The 16,819-nt window shown below is 73.5% G+C and carries 9 protein-coding genes; 6 read left to right on the forward strand and 3 right to left on the reverse strand.

What is annotated here, in order from left to right; translation table 11 throughout:
- Positions 1-14: 14 nt before the first annotated feature.
- The 5 genes from WMF31_RS34615 (at position 15) to WMF31_RS34635 (ending at position 8,224) form a co-directional block, all read left to right on the forward strand.
- Complete coding sequence (locus WMF31_RS34615; protein ID WP_436606036.1) at positions 15-1,754, forward strand: DUF4139 domain-containing protein; 1,740 nt, start codon at positions 15-17, stop codon at positions 1,752-1,754.
- A gap of 113 nt (positions 1,755-1,867) precedes the next feature.
- Positions 1,868-2,224, forward strand: coding sequence for a cupin domain-containing protein (locus WMF31_RS34620; RefSeq protein WP_129344741.1), 357 nt, complete (start codon positions 1,868-1,870; stop codon positions 2,222-2,224).
- Positions 2,225-2,432: 208 nt separating this feature from the next.
- Complete coding sequence (locus tag WMF31_RS34625) at positions 2,433-3,200, forward strand: thioredoxin family protein (RefSeq protein ID WP_436606037.1); 768 nt, start codon at positions 2,433-2,435, stop codon at positions 3,198-3,200.
- A 671-nt stretch (positions 3,201-3,871) separates the two neighbouring features.
- A complete protein-coding gene (locus tag WMF31_RS34630; protein WP_436606038.1) occupies positions 3,872-4,447 on the forward strand; it encodes a hypothetical protein in 576 nt (191 codons plus the stop codon).
- Positions 4,448-4,903: 456 nt separating this feature from the next.
- Positions 4,904-8,224 (forward strand): protein kinase domain-containing protein, encoded by a 3,321-nt coding sequence (locus WMF31_RS34635; RefSeq protein WP_436606039.1) that lies wholly within the window; start codon positions 4,904-4,906, stop codon positions 8,222-8,224.
- Here the strand turns inward: WMF31_RS34635 and WMF31_RS34640 are convergent.
- From WMF31_RS34640 to dauA, 3 genes are read right to left on the reverse strand one after another with little or no spacing between them, the layout of a single operon-like run.
- Complete coding sequence (locus tag WMF31_RS34640; RefSeq protein ID WP_129344735.1) at positions 8,221-8,766, reverse strand: J domain-containing protein; 546 nt, start codon at positions 8,764-8,766, stop codon at positions 8,221-8,223. The genes WMF31_RS34635 and WMF31_RS34640 overlap by 4 nt on opposite strands.
- A 3-nt stretch (positions 8,767-8,769) precedes the next feature.
- Positions 8,770-9,990: a GNAT family N-acetyltransferase gene (locus WMF31_RS34645; RefSeq protein ID WP_436606040.1), complete on the reverse strand. Its 1,221-nt coding sequence runs from the start codon at positions 9,988-9,990 to the stop codon at positions 8,770-8,772.
- A 42-nt stretch (positions 9,991-10,032) separates the two neighbouring features.
- Complete coding sequence (gene dauA, locus WMF31_RS34650) at positions 10,033-11,847, reverse strand: C4-dicarboxylic acid transporter DauA (RefSeq protein WP_436606041.1); 1,815 nt, start codon at positions 11,845-11,847, stop codon at positions 10,033-10,035.
- 588 nt (positions 11,848-12,435) lie between these two features.
- Between dauA and WMF31_RS34655 the strand changes: the two genes are divergently transcribed.
- Complete coding sequence (locus tag WMF31_RS34655; protein ID WP_436606042.1) at positions 12,436-16,593, forward strand: PAAR-like domain-containing protein; 4,158 nt, start codon at positions 12,436-12,438, stop codon at positions 16,591-16,593.
- The last annotated feature ends 226 nt before the right edge of the window (positions 16,594-16,819 follow it).

The following is a 16,819-nucleotide window of genomic DNA, read 5'->3' on the forward strand; positions in this document are numbered from 1 at the left end:
AAAGCGAGCGCGCCATGGGACCGGATGCGACCGATGTGACCGAGGCGACCCGCGCGGACGACGTGCCCCGCGGGGAGGGACCGGGCGGGGGCGGGCAGCGCCCCGGCGGGGGGCGCGCCGGCGAGCGCGCGCCGCACGCGGGCCACCCGAGCGCGGCGCGCTCGGTGACGCTGTTCGAGGATCGCGCCGAGGTCGTGCGCGCCGCGCGCGTCGAGGTCGCGGCGGGGGCGCAGTGGGTCGCGATCGGCGGCGTGTCGGTGTTCGTCGACGAGCGCACCGTGCAGGCGCGCGTCGCGGCGGCCGGCGGCGCGGAGGGCGCGGGCGCGGTCCGGGTGACGGCGGCGCGCGTGCGGTGGCGGGCGCACCGGGAGGCGGCGCTCGGGCGCGAGGCGATCGACGCGCTGGAGCGCGAGCAGCGCGAGGCGGCCCGGCGGGCCAGCGCCGCCGCGCTCGCGCTGGACCGGTCGTCGCGCCGCGAGGCGCACCTCGACGCGCTGCTCGCGCGGTGGGCGCAGGCCATGGGCACGGTCCCGAAGGACACCGGCGATCCCGGGCGCCTCGCCTCGTGGCGCGCCGGGATCGAGGCGCTGCGCGCCGCGCTCACCGAGGCGCTCGGCGCGTCGGGCGACGCGCGCGGGGCGCGGGCGCACGCCGAGGACGACGCCCGGCGCGCGGCGGAGCGGCTGCGCGAGGGGTCGCTCGAGGCGCCGCGCTACGAGGCGGTGATCGAGGTGGAGGTGCACGCGTCCGCGCCGCAGCCGGTCGAGATCGAGCTCTCGTACCGCGTCGCGTGCGCGATCTGGCGCCCCGAGCACCTGGCGCGGCTGTCGGCCGGCGCGCCCCTCGGCGCCGGCGCGCAGGGCGCGGGCGGCTCGGTCGAGCTCACGACCTTTGCGACCGCGTGGCAGGCGACGGGCGAGGCCTGGGAGAACGTGATCGCGCGCTTCTCGACCGCGCGGCCGTCGCGGAGCGCCAGCGCGCCGGTCCTCGCGGACGACGTCCTCCGGGCGCGGCGCCAGACGGAGCACGAGCGCCGCCACGTCGTCGTCGAGGCGCGCGAGCAGGCGATCGCCGCGGCGGGGCTCGATCGCGGGGCGCGGGCCGTCGACGAGATGCCGGGCGTGGACGACGGGGGCGAGCCGCTGATCTTCGAGGCCGCGGAGCCCGTGACCCTCCCCTCCGACGGCCGCCCGCTCCGGATCGAGATCGCGCGGCGCTCGCTCCCGGCCGAGCTCGCGCTCGTGCTGTACCCCGAGGCCCACCCCGCCGCGCACGTGCGCGCGACCGTGACGCTGAACGGCGGCAGCGCCGGCGAGCGGCCGCGCCCGCTGCTCGCGGGCCCGGTGCGGCTAGCGCGGGGCGAGAGCCTCGTTGGCCGCTCCCGGCTCGATTACGTTGCGGCCGGAGAGCCATTCGATCTCGGTTTTGGTGTGGACGACGCCGTGCGCGTGCGCCGCACCGTGGACGAGGAGCAAGAGACCACGGCGATCACGGGCACCCGCAAGATCCGTCGGCGCGTGAAGCTCTCTCTTTCCAATCTCTCCATCCACGGAAAGCGCGTCCTCGTGACCGAGCGGCTCCCCGTCAGCGAGGTGGCCGAGGTGGAGGTCGCGCTCGGCGAGGCGCAGGGCTGGGCCTTTGACGAGAAGGACGGTTTCCTCCGGGGGCGGGTCGAGCTGCCGCCGACGGGCGTGAAATCGATGTCGTTCAGCTATGAAATTCGCGCCGCATCGAGCGTGACGTTACCGTTTTGAAACCGGCGCGTCATCGCCGCGTCGTTCGCGAGGAGCGCCGTTGACAGCGACCGGCAAGGTTCTGTAACGGGTGCGTCTTCCCGCAGCTTCGAGCGCGGGGAAGGAGAGTCGCCATGAAGCAGCAGCTCGACGGGGCCGTGGTGCTGACCGCGGCTGAAGAGGAAGTCATGGAGTATTTGCCCAACAAGGGTGTCTTCCTCGCACAGCTGCTGGGGAGGGTGCGCGGGCAGGGCTTCGGCTTTTACAAGGGCAGGATGGAGCCCGGCTGTGAGATCTCGCGCGAGCGCCACGCCGACAACTCGGAGACCATCTACATCCTCGCCGGCGAGGCGCTCGGCATCGTCGGCGACCGCGAGGTGCCGCTCGGCCCGGGCCAGATGATGCACGTCGACAGGAACGTGCACCACGGGCTGCGCAATGCGGGCGCCGGGCCGCTCGAGTTCCTCGTGATCGGCCACCCGGACTTCTGATCGGCAGCGCCGCCCTTGCGGCGCGCGGCGGCCAGGCGGCTCCCCCGGGCGCGCTCGCCGCGCTCGCCCTCGTGCCCGCCCGGGCCAGCGCGCGGGGTCCGGCCCTGCTGGCGATCCCGGGCAGCGCGGCCGCGGTACCGGGGGACGACCGGCGGCCGGAGCTCCCCTGACGGGCGCGTCGGGCGCGGGTCGTGGTAAGCGTCGCGAAATGAACAAGCGCATGGCCCTGATCCCCCTCGCCGCCGCGCTCGCGGCGTGCACCCCCTCTGGCGACACCACCGCGCCCGGCACGCCCGCGGCGACCGGCGCGCCCGCGGCGCCCGGCGCGCCCGCGGCGCCCGGCACGCCCGCGGCGACCGGCGCGCCCGCGGCGACCGGCGCGCCCGCCGCCCCGGCGCCGCGACCCGCCACGGCGGACGCCGCGAAGGCGGCGCCGGCGGTCCAGGCGAAGATCGGCCAGCCCGCGCCGGACTTCGCCTTGCCGGACCTCGACGGCACGATCGTCAAGCTGGCCGACCACAAGGGCAAGACGGTCGTGCTCGAGTGGTTCAACCCCGGTTGCCCGTTCGTGCAGCTCTCGCACCGGCAGGGCGGTTTGAAGGACGTGCCGGCGCAGCACATCGCGAAGGGCGTCGTGTGGCTCGCCATCAACTCGGGTGCTCCGGGCAAGCAGGGCGCCGGGAAGGAAGTGAACGAGAAGGCCAAGGGCGAGCTCGGGATGAGCTACCCGATCCTCCTCGACGAGAAGGGCGACGTCGGGCGCGCGTACGGCGCCGAGCGCACGCCGCACATGGTCGTCATCGACCCGAAGGGCACGCTCATCTACGCGGGCGCGATCGACAGCACGAAGGGCGGAGAGCCCGAGCCGGGCGAGCAGGTCACGAACTACGTCGATGCGGCGCTGGCCGAGCTCGCGGCGGGCAAGCCGGTCTCGACGCCGGAGACCGAGGCGTTCGGCTGCACGGTCAAGTACTGAGCGCGCCCCTCGCTCCCCGGCTCGGTCCGGTTCTGTGCGGCGCTCCGCGACGCCGGCCCCGGCGGCCCATCGCAACGTCGCAGATCAACCTACCTTGACGACATGCCACACGCTCTGACGCGGCGCCCCGGCCAGCACGCCGCTCCTCGTTCGACAGAACACTCGCCGTGTTCGTCCGCATGCGTCAACTGCGCGTAACTACAAGGCCTGACCCCGCGCTCGCGTCACCCCGCGCGGGGCATGGCGATGGGGAAACGACCGTCCGGGGGGTGTTGACATGGACATAACTCCCGGTCTACCGTCATTGGACAGCTCGGTAGAATCGCTAGCAGCTCATGCCTCGGGCAGGATGGTATCTGGCAAACGGCCAAGCGGTTCGGATTCATGACAATTCCGGGTCACGCGCTGGGAGCTTCCAAGGCAGGCAGGTGCTGATGCGAAGTTTCATGTTCACATTGCTCCTCCCCCTGGCGTACGGCTGCGCGCCGGACGCTCCCCGGGAGGAGGAGAGCTTCGCGAGCAGAGCCCACATCATGCCATCCGGGGATGGGCATTCGCCATCGAGTCTTCATTCGAACGGCATCGTCCCGAACGGCATCGTCCCGAACGGCATCGTCCCGAATGGCATCGTCCCGAATGCGCTCCGACCGGACAGGATACCTTCGAGCGCCTTGCGCTCACTGAAGGATGAGGGGCCCGGGGGCACCCTGTCCCGCACCTTCGTCAAGTATGCGGTGGGCTGTGCGTTCGACCCATCGCAGACGTTCACGTTCCGCTGGTCGGGCGGCACCGAGGAGTACAAGGGAGCGCTCGGGCTCGCGCCGGAGTGGGCCGACGGGCCGCTCTCTCCGGCCAAGCAGCGGTGGGTATCGGCCTGCATCGCCGCGAGGACCAACCGCCTCGGGGTCCCGGTGATGATCTCGATGCGCTCGCCGGCGCCCCCGGGGCTCGCCGCCGGCGAGGGGGAGCGCCGCGCCTTCTCCCACAAGGAAGGCGCGTTCTGGGGGAACCTGTTCGATGAGCGACCCGCGCTGTATGCGTGTCATGTCCCGGAGAGCACCGAGCACGCGCGGTCGAAGGATCGCTCGTGCGCGACGGGGCTCGACACGGGATCGGGCGTTGCCGGGTGCGGGCTCATTCAGCCGATGGGGGATTGCTCATCCATCTGCACCTCCGCGGGCGACCCGGAGATGGGCTATGTGGCGTGCGGTGGCTCGACCGAGGTCATCACGACCTTCGTGGACTAGCACGTTGTCGCCCGAACCCGTCCCAGCTCCCTCGACGCCCGTCCCGGCGTTCTCGCAGACGGTAGCACTACTGCGGGAAGTTGCCCCGGATCAGCAGAAGAACCGCCAAGGCGCCAGGGCCGCCAAGACGAGAGGGGGGAGGGCCGTCCCAGCATTTCCCCCCCTATTCCCCTTATTTCTTGGCGCCCTTGGCGCCTTGGCGGTTCGCTATCCAGGCCGGCTTCCCGCAGTAGAGGTCGGCCCCCGGCGAACACCCTCCCCGGGGGCCGGGCAACCCGGCAAGACCTCCTCCTCCCGTCCTGATCCTGCCCGCCGCCCCCCCTCCCCGCGGGCCGGCCACCCCGGCAAGACCTCCCCCACGCCCAGGAACGCCCCTCGGCGGCGCGCTCCCCGAGCCCAGCCCTCCGTGCCGGACGGGCCCCGCCCTCGCGGCTGAGTTAAAAAAGGGTCCGATAGATGAGCCAAACGGGAACAGCGGGCCCGGCGGAGAGCGCGACGGCCATGGCGAGGACGGCCGACGCGGACCCGCAGCGCACGCAGCGGATCCTCCCCGCCGCCGGCCACAGCAGGCCGCCTTGCCCGCTCCCCCGCCCGGACTCGGGCGCCGCGCAGGACACCGTGTTCGCGAACGTCGAGCCGCCTTGCTCCCGCGCGCCGAGCCGGTTCCCGATCCGCGACTGGGACCGGTACGAGTGCATCTCGCTCGTCGGCAAGGGCGGCATGGGCACGGTCTACAAGGCCAGGGATCCGCGCCTCCACCGGTACGTGGCCCTCAAGCTGATCCGGGGCAACGACCCGGAGCTCACCCAGCAGTTCATCTGGGAAGCGCGGGCCCAGGCCCGGGTCGAGCACCCCAACGTCTGCAAGGTGTACGAGGTCGGCGAGGCCCAGGGCCAGCCGTTCATCGCCATGCAGTACATCGACGGCCAGCCGCTCCACCGCGTGGCGCGGCGGATGACGCTCGAGCAGCGCGTGAAGGTCCTCGCCGACGTCGCCGAAGGGCTGCACGCCGCCCACCGCCTCGGGCTGATCCACCGCGACATCAAGCCGGCGAACATCCTGGTCGAGCGCACGGCCGAGGGCGCCTTCCGCCCCTACCTCGTGGACTTCGGCCTCGCGCGGGAGACGGCCGCGGACGGCCGGACCTCCACGAGCGGCGAGGGGACGCCGGCCTACATGGCGCCCGAGCAGGTGTCCGGAGGCCTCCGCCCGCTCGACCGCCGCACGGACGTCTATTGCCTCGGCGCCACGCTCTACGAGGCGCTCACCGGGCAACCGCCGTTCAGCGATCCGTCGATCACGACCCTCATCTTCCGGGTCGAGCGCGAGCAGCCCGCCCCGCCGCGCCAGATCGACAAGGGCATCCCGGTCGACCTGGAGACCATCGTGATGAAGTGCCTCGAGAAGGCGCCGCAGCGGCGGTACGACTCCGCGAAGGCGCTCGCCCTCGATCTCGGGCGCTACCTCGAGGGCGAGCCCATCGAGGCGCGGCCGCCGAGCCTCGCCTACCTGGCCCTGACGAGGGCGAGGAAGCACAAGCTCGTGGTGGCCGCGGCCGCCCTGTCGCTCGCGGTGCTCGCGTTCACCGGCGTGGTCGCGCTCCGCGCCAGGCTCGCCGCCGCCCGCCAGGCCGAGCTCTCGGCCCAGGTCGCGTCGCTCGCCCAGGGCTTCGGGCAGGACGTCAAGGAGATGGAGCTGTTCATGCGCTACGCGTACGCGCTCCCCCTGCACGACGTGTCGCGCGAGAAGGGCGTCATCCGCGCGCGCATGGGCGAGATCGACCGGAAGATGCGGGCCATGCGCGGGGCCGCGGGCGAGCTCGCGGCGGGCCCGGGCAACTACGCCCTCGGGCGCGGGCACCTCGCGCTCCACGAGCCCGAGGAGGCCCTCGCGCGCCTCGAGGCGGCGCAGCGGAGCGGGTACGTCGAGCGCGAGGCGAAGCTCGCGGCCGGGCTCGCGCACGGCATGCTCTACCAGAAGGGGCTCGACCGGGCGCGGCGCCTCGCCAGCACGCAGGAGCGGGCCGCGCAGCAGCGCGAGCTCGACGCGCGGCACAAGGCGCCGGCGATCCGGTACCTGCGGGAGAGCGTCAGCTCGAGCGTCGCGCCGTCGACCTACACCTCGGCGCTCATCGCGCTCTACGAGGAGCGGTTCGACGAGGCGCTCGCCGAGGCGAGGAGCGCGTTCGCGCGATCGCCCTGGGAGTACGAGGCGAAGAAGCTCGAGGGCGACATCCTGTTCACGAAGGGGATGGCGGCGCTCGATGGAGGCGAGCGCGACGAGGCGCTCGACGCGTTCCAGGGCGCCATCGCGTCGTACGAGTCCGCGGCGCAGATGGCCGAGAGCGATCCCGACGTCCACGAGGCCGCCGCGCGCGCCTTCCGCGAGATCATGCTGATCGAGGTGTCGCGCGGCAACGACGTGGAGCGCACCTTCGCGAGGCTCATCGACCGCTGCGACAAGGCGCTCCTCGCCGAGCCGCGCGCGAGCGGCGCGCACGCGAACAAGGCCCTGGCCTACGTGCTCCGGGCCCGGCGGGACCTCACGAGGGGCTCGGACCCGCGGGCGGACCTCGGCGCGGCGATCACGGCCGGCGAGCACGCGATCCGGTGGGATCCGGGCGACTCGACCGCGTACGGCGCGATCGGGGTGAGCTACTTCCTCATCGCCTCGTACGAGGGCACGCTGGGGCTCGACCAGCGGCCCGCGCTCGCCCGCGCGGTCGAGAACCTGCAGCGCTCGGTCGCCCTCAACCCGAACTCCGCCTGGGCGTGGAACGACACCGGCATCGCGTACGGCATGATGGCCGAGTACAGCGCGTCGCACGGCGACGATCCGATCCCGCTGTTCGAGCTCAGCGCCTCGCACATGGATCGGGCGATCGAGGTCGCCCCGAACGAGGCGCCAGCGCTCCTGAACCAGGGCTGGTTCCACGCGCAGCGAGCCCGCTACGAGCTCGACCACGGCGCGTCGCCCGAGGAGTCGCTCGACCGGGCCAAGGACAGCCTCGAGGCGGCGATCCGGCTGCGCCCGGACACCCCTCAGGCGTACAACAACCTGGCCCTCGTCTACCTCATCGAGGGGCGGTACGAGGGGCTGAGCGGCAGGAGCCCGGACGTCGCGCTCGCGCGGGCGCTCGACGGCTACAGCGCGGCGAGGAGCCTCGATCCCGAGGACATCGAGGCGCAGCAGGGCGTGGCCCTCGCGCTCGCCGAGGCGGCGCGCTGGGCGCTGGATCGCGGCGAGGATCCGACGCCCCACCTGCGCTCGGCGAAGGACGTGCTCGATCCGATCCTGGCCGCGAAGCCGCACAACGCGGAGGCGCACCTGTCGCACGCGAGGCTCGACCTGCTCGCGGCGCGGTGGGCCGCGTCCCGGGGAGTGAGCCCTGGGGCGCCGCTCGTCGCGGCGGAGCGGTCGCTGCTCCGGGCCGTCGCGTCGAACGGCGGCAACGCGAAGATCTACGGCGCGATGGCCGAGGTGCACCGCCGGCGGGCGGCGTCCGTCGGGCAGCCGATCGAGGGCGCGCGCGCGGAGATCGCGGCGGGGCTCGCGATGATCGATCGCGCGCTGGGCATCGATCCGGGGCTGCCCGCGGCGATCGCCGAGCAGGGCGCGCTGCTCGTGCAGCAGGCGAAGACCGAGCGCGCGGGCGAGGCGCGCGCCGCCCGGGCGAGGCAGGCCCGCGCGCTGCTCGAGGGCGCGCTCCGGGACAACCCGCTGCTCGCGCGCGACTACGGGCCGCTCCTCGAGGAGGCGCGCGGGCTGTCGCCCTAGCGCTGGCGGCCCCTTCGCCGGGGGCGCGAGAGCCTCGACATGGCCTCGTCGTGGGCCCACTTGACGCGCATGAACTCGCCGGCGTCGCCGCCGCGATCGGGGTGCGTGGCGAGCGCGAGCCGGCGGAACGCCTGGCGGACCTCGTCGGGGCCGGCGGCCTCGGTCACGCCGAGCACCGCGAACGGCGACACCCCGCGCGCGAACGACGGCCGCAGCGGGGCGCGGCCCGGCGGCCCGGGCGGCGGCTCCTCGGACGGCGGCGGCGGCGCCGCGCGCCGCGCCCGCGGCTTCGGCCAGGGGGGCTCGCCGCGCAGGATGCGCGTCCAGGCCGTCGCCCAGGCCGGCTCGATCTCGACGAGCGGGCGCCCGGCCGCGCGCTCGGCCTGCGCCCGCGCCTCCTCCACGGTCCGCGCGCCGCCCTGGCTCGCGTCCGGAGGGCGGAACGGCTCGCGCGTGGGCTCGGCCGTCCACCAGGCGGCCCACAGGAACCGCCGGCGACGCGTCGGCGTCACCGCGTACACGCCGCGGAGCGGGAGCGTCATGGCTCAGAAGATCTCGGGGCACCACGGGGCGCGCGCGGCGCGGAACAGGGTGTCCGCGCGGTCGACGGCGCCCTCCGTGAGCTCCGCGACCTGGCCGGCGTCGGCCAGGTCGCGGAAGGAGAAGCCGCCGAGGTACGCCGAGCCGAGCGCCGCGACGTCGAGGCGGAGGTCCGGCGCGTCCGTCGTCCGCGCCGCGCGCCGCGCGCCCCCGTCCAGCCGGAACCGGCCGGCGTTCCAGGGGCAGCCGCGGTCCTCGATCTCGAGCGTCAGCGCGCCGCCGCCGCCGTAGGCGCGCGCCGCGAGCGCGGCCTCGACGTCCACGATGCGCACCCACAGCCCGTCGGTCGCCGTGAGGCGCAGCCGCCGCGGCTCGGCGAGGAGCAGGCGGAGCGGATGATCGAGCGGCAGCAGGCTCGCCTCGATCTGCTGCACCAGGTCGACGTCGAAGAGGTAGCGCCAGACGAGCCGGGTCCCGCGCGGCGTCGCGCCGATCGCCTCGATCACGCGGAGCGTGCCGGCGGGGATCTGGGAGGCGTCCCACCGGTGGTGGACGCAGTACATCGCGTACGCCTCGGCGCGCCCGTCGACCTCGATCACCACGCGCTGCAGCGGGCCGCCCCCCTTGCGGGTGGCCTCGTCGTCGAGGAGCCGGCGGCCCCGCCACCACGCCGCCGAGCGCGACAGCATCCCGGGGGCGAGCGGGCGGGCGCGCTCCCAGACCGGCGGGAAGACCTCGAGCGCCTCGGCCTCGCCGAGCAGCCGCGCCCGGCCCACGGCGCCCGCCTCGCCGCGAAACCCGGTGCGATCCCGCTCGATCGAGGCGGAGCACGCGTGGGACGCGAGCCCGTACCCGAAGCGGCCGTAGATGGTCCCCTCGGTGGCCCAGAGCACGGAGAGCGGCCGCCCCTCGGCCCGCGCCTCGTCGAGGTGCCGGCCGATGAGGGCCGTGAGGATGCCGCGGCGGCGGTGCGTCGGGAGCACCGCGACCATGGTGAGCCCGGCGATCGGGGCGTCCCCGCCCGGCGTGGTCATCGTGAACGCGAACGAGCCGGCGACCCCGACGAGCGCGTCGCCGTCGAAGGCGCCGAGGCGCGACGTGAGCTCGGGGAGGCGCCTCATGCCCTCCTCGCGCTCGGGGCCCGGCGACATGCCGAACACGACGCGGAGGGGCTGGGTGAACTCGCCGAGCTGATCGGCGGTGAGCTGCCGGATCTCGATGCGCATGGGCGCCACGATAGCAAAGGGGGCGCTCCCGCGCGGGCGCAGTCACCGCGGGGGGCGCGTCGAGGACGGGGGGCGCGTCGAGGCGGGCGGCGCCGGGGCGAACTGCGCGCGCGCGCGCGCGGCCGCCTCCTCCACCGAGTCGAAGAAGAGGAGCTGGCCGTCGATCGGGGCGATCTCGGCCTTCTCCAGGAGCCGCCTCGGCTGGTCCTGCAGGCCGGCGAGGAAGATCACGACGCGGGCCTTCATCAGGCGCTCGAGCGCGGACTCGAGGCTGACGAGCCCGGTCGCGTCCATCACGGGCACGTCGGTGACGTCGAGGAGGATCGCGCGCGTCTTCGCGCTGATCGCGTCGAGCGAGCTCATCGCCTTCTGCGTCGCCCCGAAGAAGAGCGGCCCCGCGATCCGGTAGAGGGCCACGCCGGGCGGGAGCGGCTCGCGCAGGTCCTCGTGGTGGCCCTCGAGGAGCCGGCCGCCCGAGATCTCGGCCATGCGCCGCATGAAGAGCAGCGCCGCGAGGATGACGCCCGCGGTCACGGCGATGACCATGTCGAACACGATCGTCAGCGAGAAGCACGCGAGCTGCACGAACACGTCGCTCTTCGGGGCGACCCGCAGCGTGTGCACGAAGTGCTTCGCCTCGCTCATGTTCCAGGCCACGACGAGGAGCTGCGCGGCGAGCGCCGCCATCGGCAGGTGCGCGAGCAGCGGGGCGAGCGCGAGGACCGAGGCCAGCACGAACAGCGCGTGCACGAGGGCGGCGATCGGGGTCCTGGCGCCGGCGCGGATGTTCGTGGCGGTCCGGGCGATGGCGCCCGTCGCGGCGATGCCGCCGAAGATCGGCGACATCATGTTGCCGACCCCCTGGGCCACGAGCTCGGTGTCCGGGTCGTGCTTGGTGCCGGCCATGCCGTCCGCGACCACGGCCGACAGGAGCGACTCGATGGCGCCGAGCAGGGCGATGGCGAACGCGGACGGGAGGAGCTGGCGGATGAGGTCCAGCGAGAGCGTGAGCTGCTGCCCGTCGGGGCCGGGGAAGCGCCAGGGGAGGCCGGGCATCGGCGGAAGCTGGGGGATGCCTGGGCGCGCCGTGCCATCGACGAGGTAGGAGAAGCGGGTGCCGATCGTGGCGACCTCGAAATCCGGCCCGAGGCGCCCGAGCAGGGCGGCGGCCACGCCCGCGGCGGCCAGCGCGACCAGCGGGGCGGGGATGCGCTTGTTGACGCGGGGCCAGAAGAGGAGCAGCGCGAGGGTGAGGGCGCCGATCCCGATCTCGGCGGGGCGCGCGGTGGGCATGGCCCTGGCGAGGGCGGCGACGCGCTCGGGGTAGTGCTCGGGGAAGTGCTCGACGTGGAGGCCGAGGAAGTCCTTGAGCTGGAGCGTCGCGATGACCACCGCGATGCCGGCGGTGAACCCGGTCGTGACGGGGTGCGGGATGAACTCGATGAGCCGCCCGAGGCGCGCGACGCCGAGCCCGACGAGGATCATGCCGGCCATGAACGTCGCGAGGAGCAGCCCGCCGACGCCGAACCGCTCGGCGATGGGCACGAGGACCACGACGAACGCCGCCGTGGGCCCGGACACCTGGGTGCGCGAGCCGCCGAGGAGGGCGATGACGGCGCCGGCGACGATCGCGGTGTAGAGCCCGTGCTGCGGCGCGACGCCGCTGGCCACGGCGAGCGCCATCGACAGGGGGAGCGCGACGACGCCCACGACGAGCCCGGCGAGCACGTCGGCGCGGAGGTCGCCGCGGGAGTAGCCCTCGCGGAGGGCGCCGCGCAGGGCGTTCTTGGAGCGGAGCGGGAAGCTCGGCAGCAGGGCGAGCGCCGAGTCGTAACGCTTGCGGAGGGTGTGCAGCATGGTGAGGCGGCCTCACGCTACCAGACACGGACGAGGAGCAGAGGTCGGAGCCCGGCGCAGGCCGGAGCCCCGCCGGCGAGGCGAGCTGGAGCACGCGAGCCGCGGTGGGGCGCCGGAAGCGGGGCGAACGGGTCGGGGCGAGCATGCCGGCGCCCCGACCGCGGGGCGTGGGGGTAGGGTCGACCATCCCGAACACCCAGCGGCGGGGCGTGGGGGCAGGGTCGACCATCCCGGAGGCCTCCGCGGCGGGGCGTGGGGGTAGGGTCGACCATCCCGGAGGCCTCCGCGGCGGGGCGTGGGGGTAGGGTCGACCATCCCGGACGCCCGGCGGCCAGACGTGGAGGTCGGGCCGACCACCCCGTACCCCTCCGCGACGGGACGTGGGAGCACGGTCGACTGTCCCGGACGCCTCCGCGGCGAGGCGTGGGCGTGGCGTCGATCGCCTCGGCGGCTCGACGGCCACGGAGAGCGGGGAACGACGAGGGCATCGATCCGCTGGCCGCCGAGGCGCTGCGGTTCCCCGCGGCCGGCGCGCCGGGATCCCGTCGCCTTGACGGTGCGCTCGCTTACGCGCGATGCTTCCCGGTCATGGGGAAGGTCACGGCGCTGAGCCTGGATACCGTCCATGAGGGCTCGGGTCACCAGATGACGGGCATGGCCGTGAGCGTGTGCACGACGCCGGCGGCGCCGAGCCCGCTGCCGATCCCCTACCCCACGATGGGCACGGTGGCCGAAGGGGTCATCGACGCGCCGATGCGCACGAAGATCGAGGGGAAGAAGATCCTGACGGTCGGCGGGTGCATGAAGGCGTGTCACGGCAACGAGCCGGGCACCTTGAAGGAGACGTTGAGCCTCAACACAGGGGGGCCCTGCTTCCCGTGGCTCGGCGCGCCGAACGTGCTCATCGAGCTCGGGATGGCCGGGATCACCGGCAGCATGGGGCAGATGAACAAGTCGGTGACCGCCGGCGCCGGGACGAGCGCGGGCGGGGCGGGCGGCGCCGGGGGCACGGGCGGCGGCGGCGGCGGCGGCGGCGCCGGCGCGCCGGGCGGGGGCGGGCCGAGCGCGCCGGGCGGCGGCGGAGGGGGCGGTGGCGGGGGGAGCCACAAGGGGGCGAAGGCAGGGAAGTCGTCGTCGCCGCCGCTGGAGGAGTGCACGACCGAGGGACACCCGGTCGATGTCACGAGCGGCGCGGTGGTCGACGCGGCGGTGGACATCGCCGCTCCGGGGAGGATCCCGCTCGTCTGGGCGCGGCATTACTCGTCCGCGCGTCACGAGGAGCGGGACGGGGCGTTCGGGCCGGGGTGGGCGTCTTCCTGCGGGCAATGGATCGAAGAGGGGGACGAGGTCCTCGCGTTGCGCGACGGCGAGGGGCGATGGATCTGGTTCGAGAAGGTCGGGCCGGGGGAGACGACGTTTCACCGGCGCGAGCGGCTGGAGCTCCACCGCGACGGCGCGCGCGAGTTCCGGGTGGTGGCGCTCGACGCGCGCCATGTGCGGGTGTTCGCGGCGGAGGGCGACGGGACGAGGGCGCGCCTCCGGGCGATCCGGGACGTGCATGGCAACGAGATCCGGCTGGAGCACGAGGGCGAGCGGCTCGTCCGGATCGTCGATACCGCGGGTCGGGAGCTCAAGGTGCGATGGGAGGAGGGGCGGATCACGCGCCTCGAGCTGTGGGCGGAGCGACGGCTGGAGCAGTGGGTCGAGTACCGATACGGCGACGCGGGGTGTCTGAGCGCGGCGATCGATGCGGTGGGCGGGGTGGAACGCTACGACTACGACGTCCGCCACCGCATGACGTCGGCGACGCTGAAGAACGGCGAGCGGTTCTGGTACGCCTACGAGGACCGCCACGGATCCCGGTGCCGGAAGACGGGCGGCAATGACGGGCTGCACGAGGTGGAGCTCTGTCGCGACGCGCGGGCGAGGACGACCGAGGTCCGCGGCGAGGAGCCGCGGGTGTACACCTGGAACGCCGACGGCCTGGTGACGCGCGCCGCGCTGCCCGACGGGACGGTGCTGTGGGAGCGGGCGTACGACGAGGACGCGCGCCTGGTCGCGGAGGTGAACGGCGCGGGCGAGGGCGTGCAGCGCTGGTACGACGCGCGGGGCAACCTGATCCGCGAGGTCGACGCGCTCGGCAACGAGATGCGGTGGGAGGTCGAGGGCGACCTCGTGGTGCGGCAGATCAGCCCCGAGGGGCACGTCACGCAGGTGATCCGCGACGCGCGCGGCGAGGTGAGCGCGGTGCTGTTCCCGACGGGCGAGGCATACGCGTTCGCGCGCGACGCGCACGGCCGCGTGACGGGCATCCACGGATACGGCGGCGGGCATGGCGGCCTGCTGTTCGGCTACGAGCACGACGCGCGGCACAACGTGATCGCCGAGACCGACGCGCGCGGCGCGCGGACGACCTACGCGCACGACGGGATGGGCCGGCCGGTGTCGCAGACCGATGCGCTCGGGCGGACGACGCGCGTGGCGTACGACCGGATGGGCCGGCCGATCCGCGTCGAGCGGCCCGACGGGACGCGGACGGTCGCGACCTACGACCGCATGGGCAACCCGGTGCGGCTGGTCGATGCGCTGGGGCAGACGACGCAGCTCGCTTACCAGGGCACGGGCGTGCTGGCGCAGGTGGTCGAGCCGGGCGGGGGCGTGTGGCGCTTCGCGTACACGAAGAAGGAGCGGCTCCAGGTCGTCATCAACCCCAGGGGCGAAGAGTACGTCTTCCGTTATGACGATGCGGGCAGGGTCGGGCAGGAGGACACGTTCGATGGCCGCACGCTGCGCTACGGCTATCGCAGCTCGGGCCGGCTCGGGCGCATCGAGCACCGGGCGGACGAGACGTGGCGCAACCTGTTCCATGACCGCGCGGGGAACCTGATCGGCGACGAGACGCCGGACGGGGTGATCGGCTACGCGCGCGACCGGATGGGGCGGTTGATCGGCGCGGTGCTGGAGGAGGCGAGCGGGCAGCGCGTCGAGACGTGGTTCGAGCGCGACGCGTTCGGGCGCGTCGTGTGCGCGCGGCAGGGCGACAAGGTGGTGCGCTACGCCTACGACGCCCGCGGGCGGCGCGTCGAGCGGGTGATGCCGGACGGCGCGAGGACGCGGTATGTGTATGACGCGCTCGACGCGCTGAGCGCGATCGAGCACGACGGGCATCGGATGGCGTTCGAGCGCGACGTGCTCGGGCGGGAGATCCAGCGGACGAGCGCCAAGGCGGGCGAGGACGGCGCGGCGGGCATCGCGGTGCGGAGCGCCTACGACGCGATGGACCGGCTGATCGAGCAGCGCGCGACGGCGCCGGCGCCGGGGGTGCCGAAGGTGCTGGTCGCGCGGCAGTGGCTCTACGACGCGCGCGGGCGCGTCGAGCGCATCGACGACGCGCGCTGGGGGGCGACGGCGTACCGCTACGATCGCGTCGACAGGTTACTGTCCGCGCAGCGGGGGGAGCGACGCGAGGTCTTCACGTACGATCCGGCTGGCTCGATCACGCGGATGCTCGAGGAGCTCGCGGAGCGCGGCGGCGCGGGGGTGCTGGCGCAGGCGCAGCCGGCGCAGGACTGGATGCAGCCGTCGTGGCGGATCGAGCGCGGCGGCGTGCTGCGCAGGACCGAGGCGGCGGCGTACGAGGTCGACGCGCGCGGGCGGCGCACCGCCAAGGTGGAGCTGTCGCGCTACCGGGAGAACCACCCGAACGGCGGGGCCGCGACCGAGCAGGACATGACCCGGTACACCTGGGACTGCCGCGACCGGCTGCGCGAGGTGCGGCTCCCGGATGGCACGCGGGTCGTCATGACCTATGACGCCTTCGGCAGGCGGATACGCAAGGAGGTGATCGGCGCGGCCCTGGTCGGCCGGCCCCGCGTGGTGGACTTCGTCTGGGATGGGGATGAGCTCGCCGCCGAGGTCGACCGGGAGCGGGGGGCGCGGACGTTCGTGCACGCGCCGGGGACGTTCGTCCCGCTGCTCCAGCAACAGGACGGGCGCGTGCTCACGTACATCAACGACCACCTCGGCATGCCGAAGGAGCTGCTCGACCCGGGCGGGCTCGTCGCGTGGGCGGCGGCGCACTCGGCCTGGGGCAAGGTCGTCGAGGTGCAGCGCGATCCGATCAGCGCGCTCAACCACAAGACGCCCGTGGAGTCGCCGTTCCGGCTGCTGGGGCAGTACGCGGATGACGAGACGGGGCTCTGCTACACGCGGTTCCGGTTCTTCGATCCGGAGGCGGGGAGGTGGTGCAGCCCGGATCCGCTGGGGATACGCGGTGGGCTCAATCTACTCGCATTCGATGGCGCTCCGACGGTAGACGTCGATCCATTTGGGCTGAGTTGCCGCGACCCCATATTTGCAGACAATAATTTGTTGATAGCCGCAGCGGAGCAGGGCCACGCTGACGCATTGGCAGAGATTCGCGCCGGTGGAACCTACGTCACACCGAACCAGTACCGCGAGTTTCTCAACGTTTCTACTCCGGGCCAAGCAGCGCGCCGCCGCGCGTTCCTGAAAGCTGAGGGGATCGATGTGTTCGGGGGACCGCGGGCTGGACAGCTGGCAAGCACGCCGGAGTTCCGAAAGGTCTTTCAGGCGACCGTTGGACAGCAAGGGAGAGCAGATGCAGCGCTCGGCGCGTTTGCACGAACAACAGGATTCGAGGCCGTAACAAAGGAGAGGCGGATCACAAATTTCTTCAATGAGACTCATCGAAAGCTCGAGGTCCCGATACGGAGAATCAAATAGTGTCTACACACAACGTCATCGTTGCGGCCGTGAAATGCCCCAGGTGTGGCTGGACGACGGGTAAGGATATCGAAGGATTTGTGGGAACAGGAGAGCTCAGGGAGTATCGGCTCGGGGATCGCATTCGCTGGGCGGACCGGAAGTCCGTTCAGCATGGAGGCCGTCCCCCAGACGGCACAATCGACGCCGAAGGTTACGCGGTCTGTGAAAATTGCGGAAAGGACTT

The sequence above is a fragment of the Sorangium sp. So ce1036 genome (assembly GCF_051369805.1).
In the GTDB taxonomy this organism is placed as follows: Bacteria; Myxococcota_A; Polyangia; order Polyangiales; family Polyangiaceae; genus Sorangium; species Sorangium cellulosum_F.

Excerpts from the sequence above, each read along its gene's own strand:
- WMF31_RS34615 (WP_436606036.1), top strand. The coding sequence starts at position 15 with ATGGGACCGGATGCGACCGATGTGACCGAGGCGACCCGCGCGGACGAC.
- WMF31_RS34620 (WP_129344741.1), top strand. The coding sequence starts at position 1,868 with ATGAAGCAGCAGCTCGACGGGGCCGTGGTGCTGACCGCGGCTGAAGAG.
- WMF31_RS34625 (WP_436606037.1), top strand. The coding sequence starts at position 2,433 with ATGAACAAGCGCATGGCCCTGATCCCCCTCGCCGCCGCGCTCGCGGCG.
- WMF31_RS34635 (WP_436606039.1), top strand. The coding sequence starts at position 4,904 with ATGAGCCAAACGGGAACAGCGGGCCCGGCGGAGAGCGCGACGGCCATG.
- WMF31_RS34640 (WP_129344735.1), bottom strand. The coding sequence starts at position 8,766 with ATGACGCTCCCGCTCCGCGGCGTGTACGCGGTGACGCCGACGCGTCGC.
- WMF31_RS34645 (WP_436606040.1), bottom strand. The coding sequence starts at position 9,990 with ATGCGCATCGAGATCCGGCAGCTCACCGCCGATCAGCTCGGCGAGTTC.
- dauA (WP_436606041.1), bottom strand. The coding sequence starts at position 11,847 with ATGCTGCACACCCTCCGCAAGCGTTACGACTCGGCGCTCGCCCTGCTG.
- WMF31_RS34655 (WP_436606042.1), top strand. The coding sequence starts at position 12,436 with ATGGGGAAGGTCACGGCGCTGAGCCTGGATACCGTCCATGAGGGCTCG.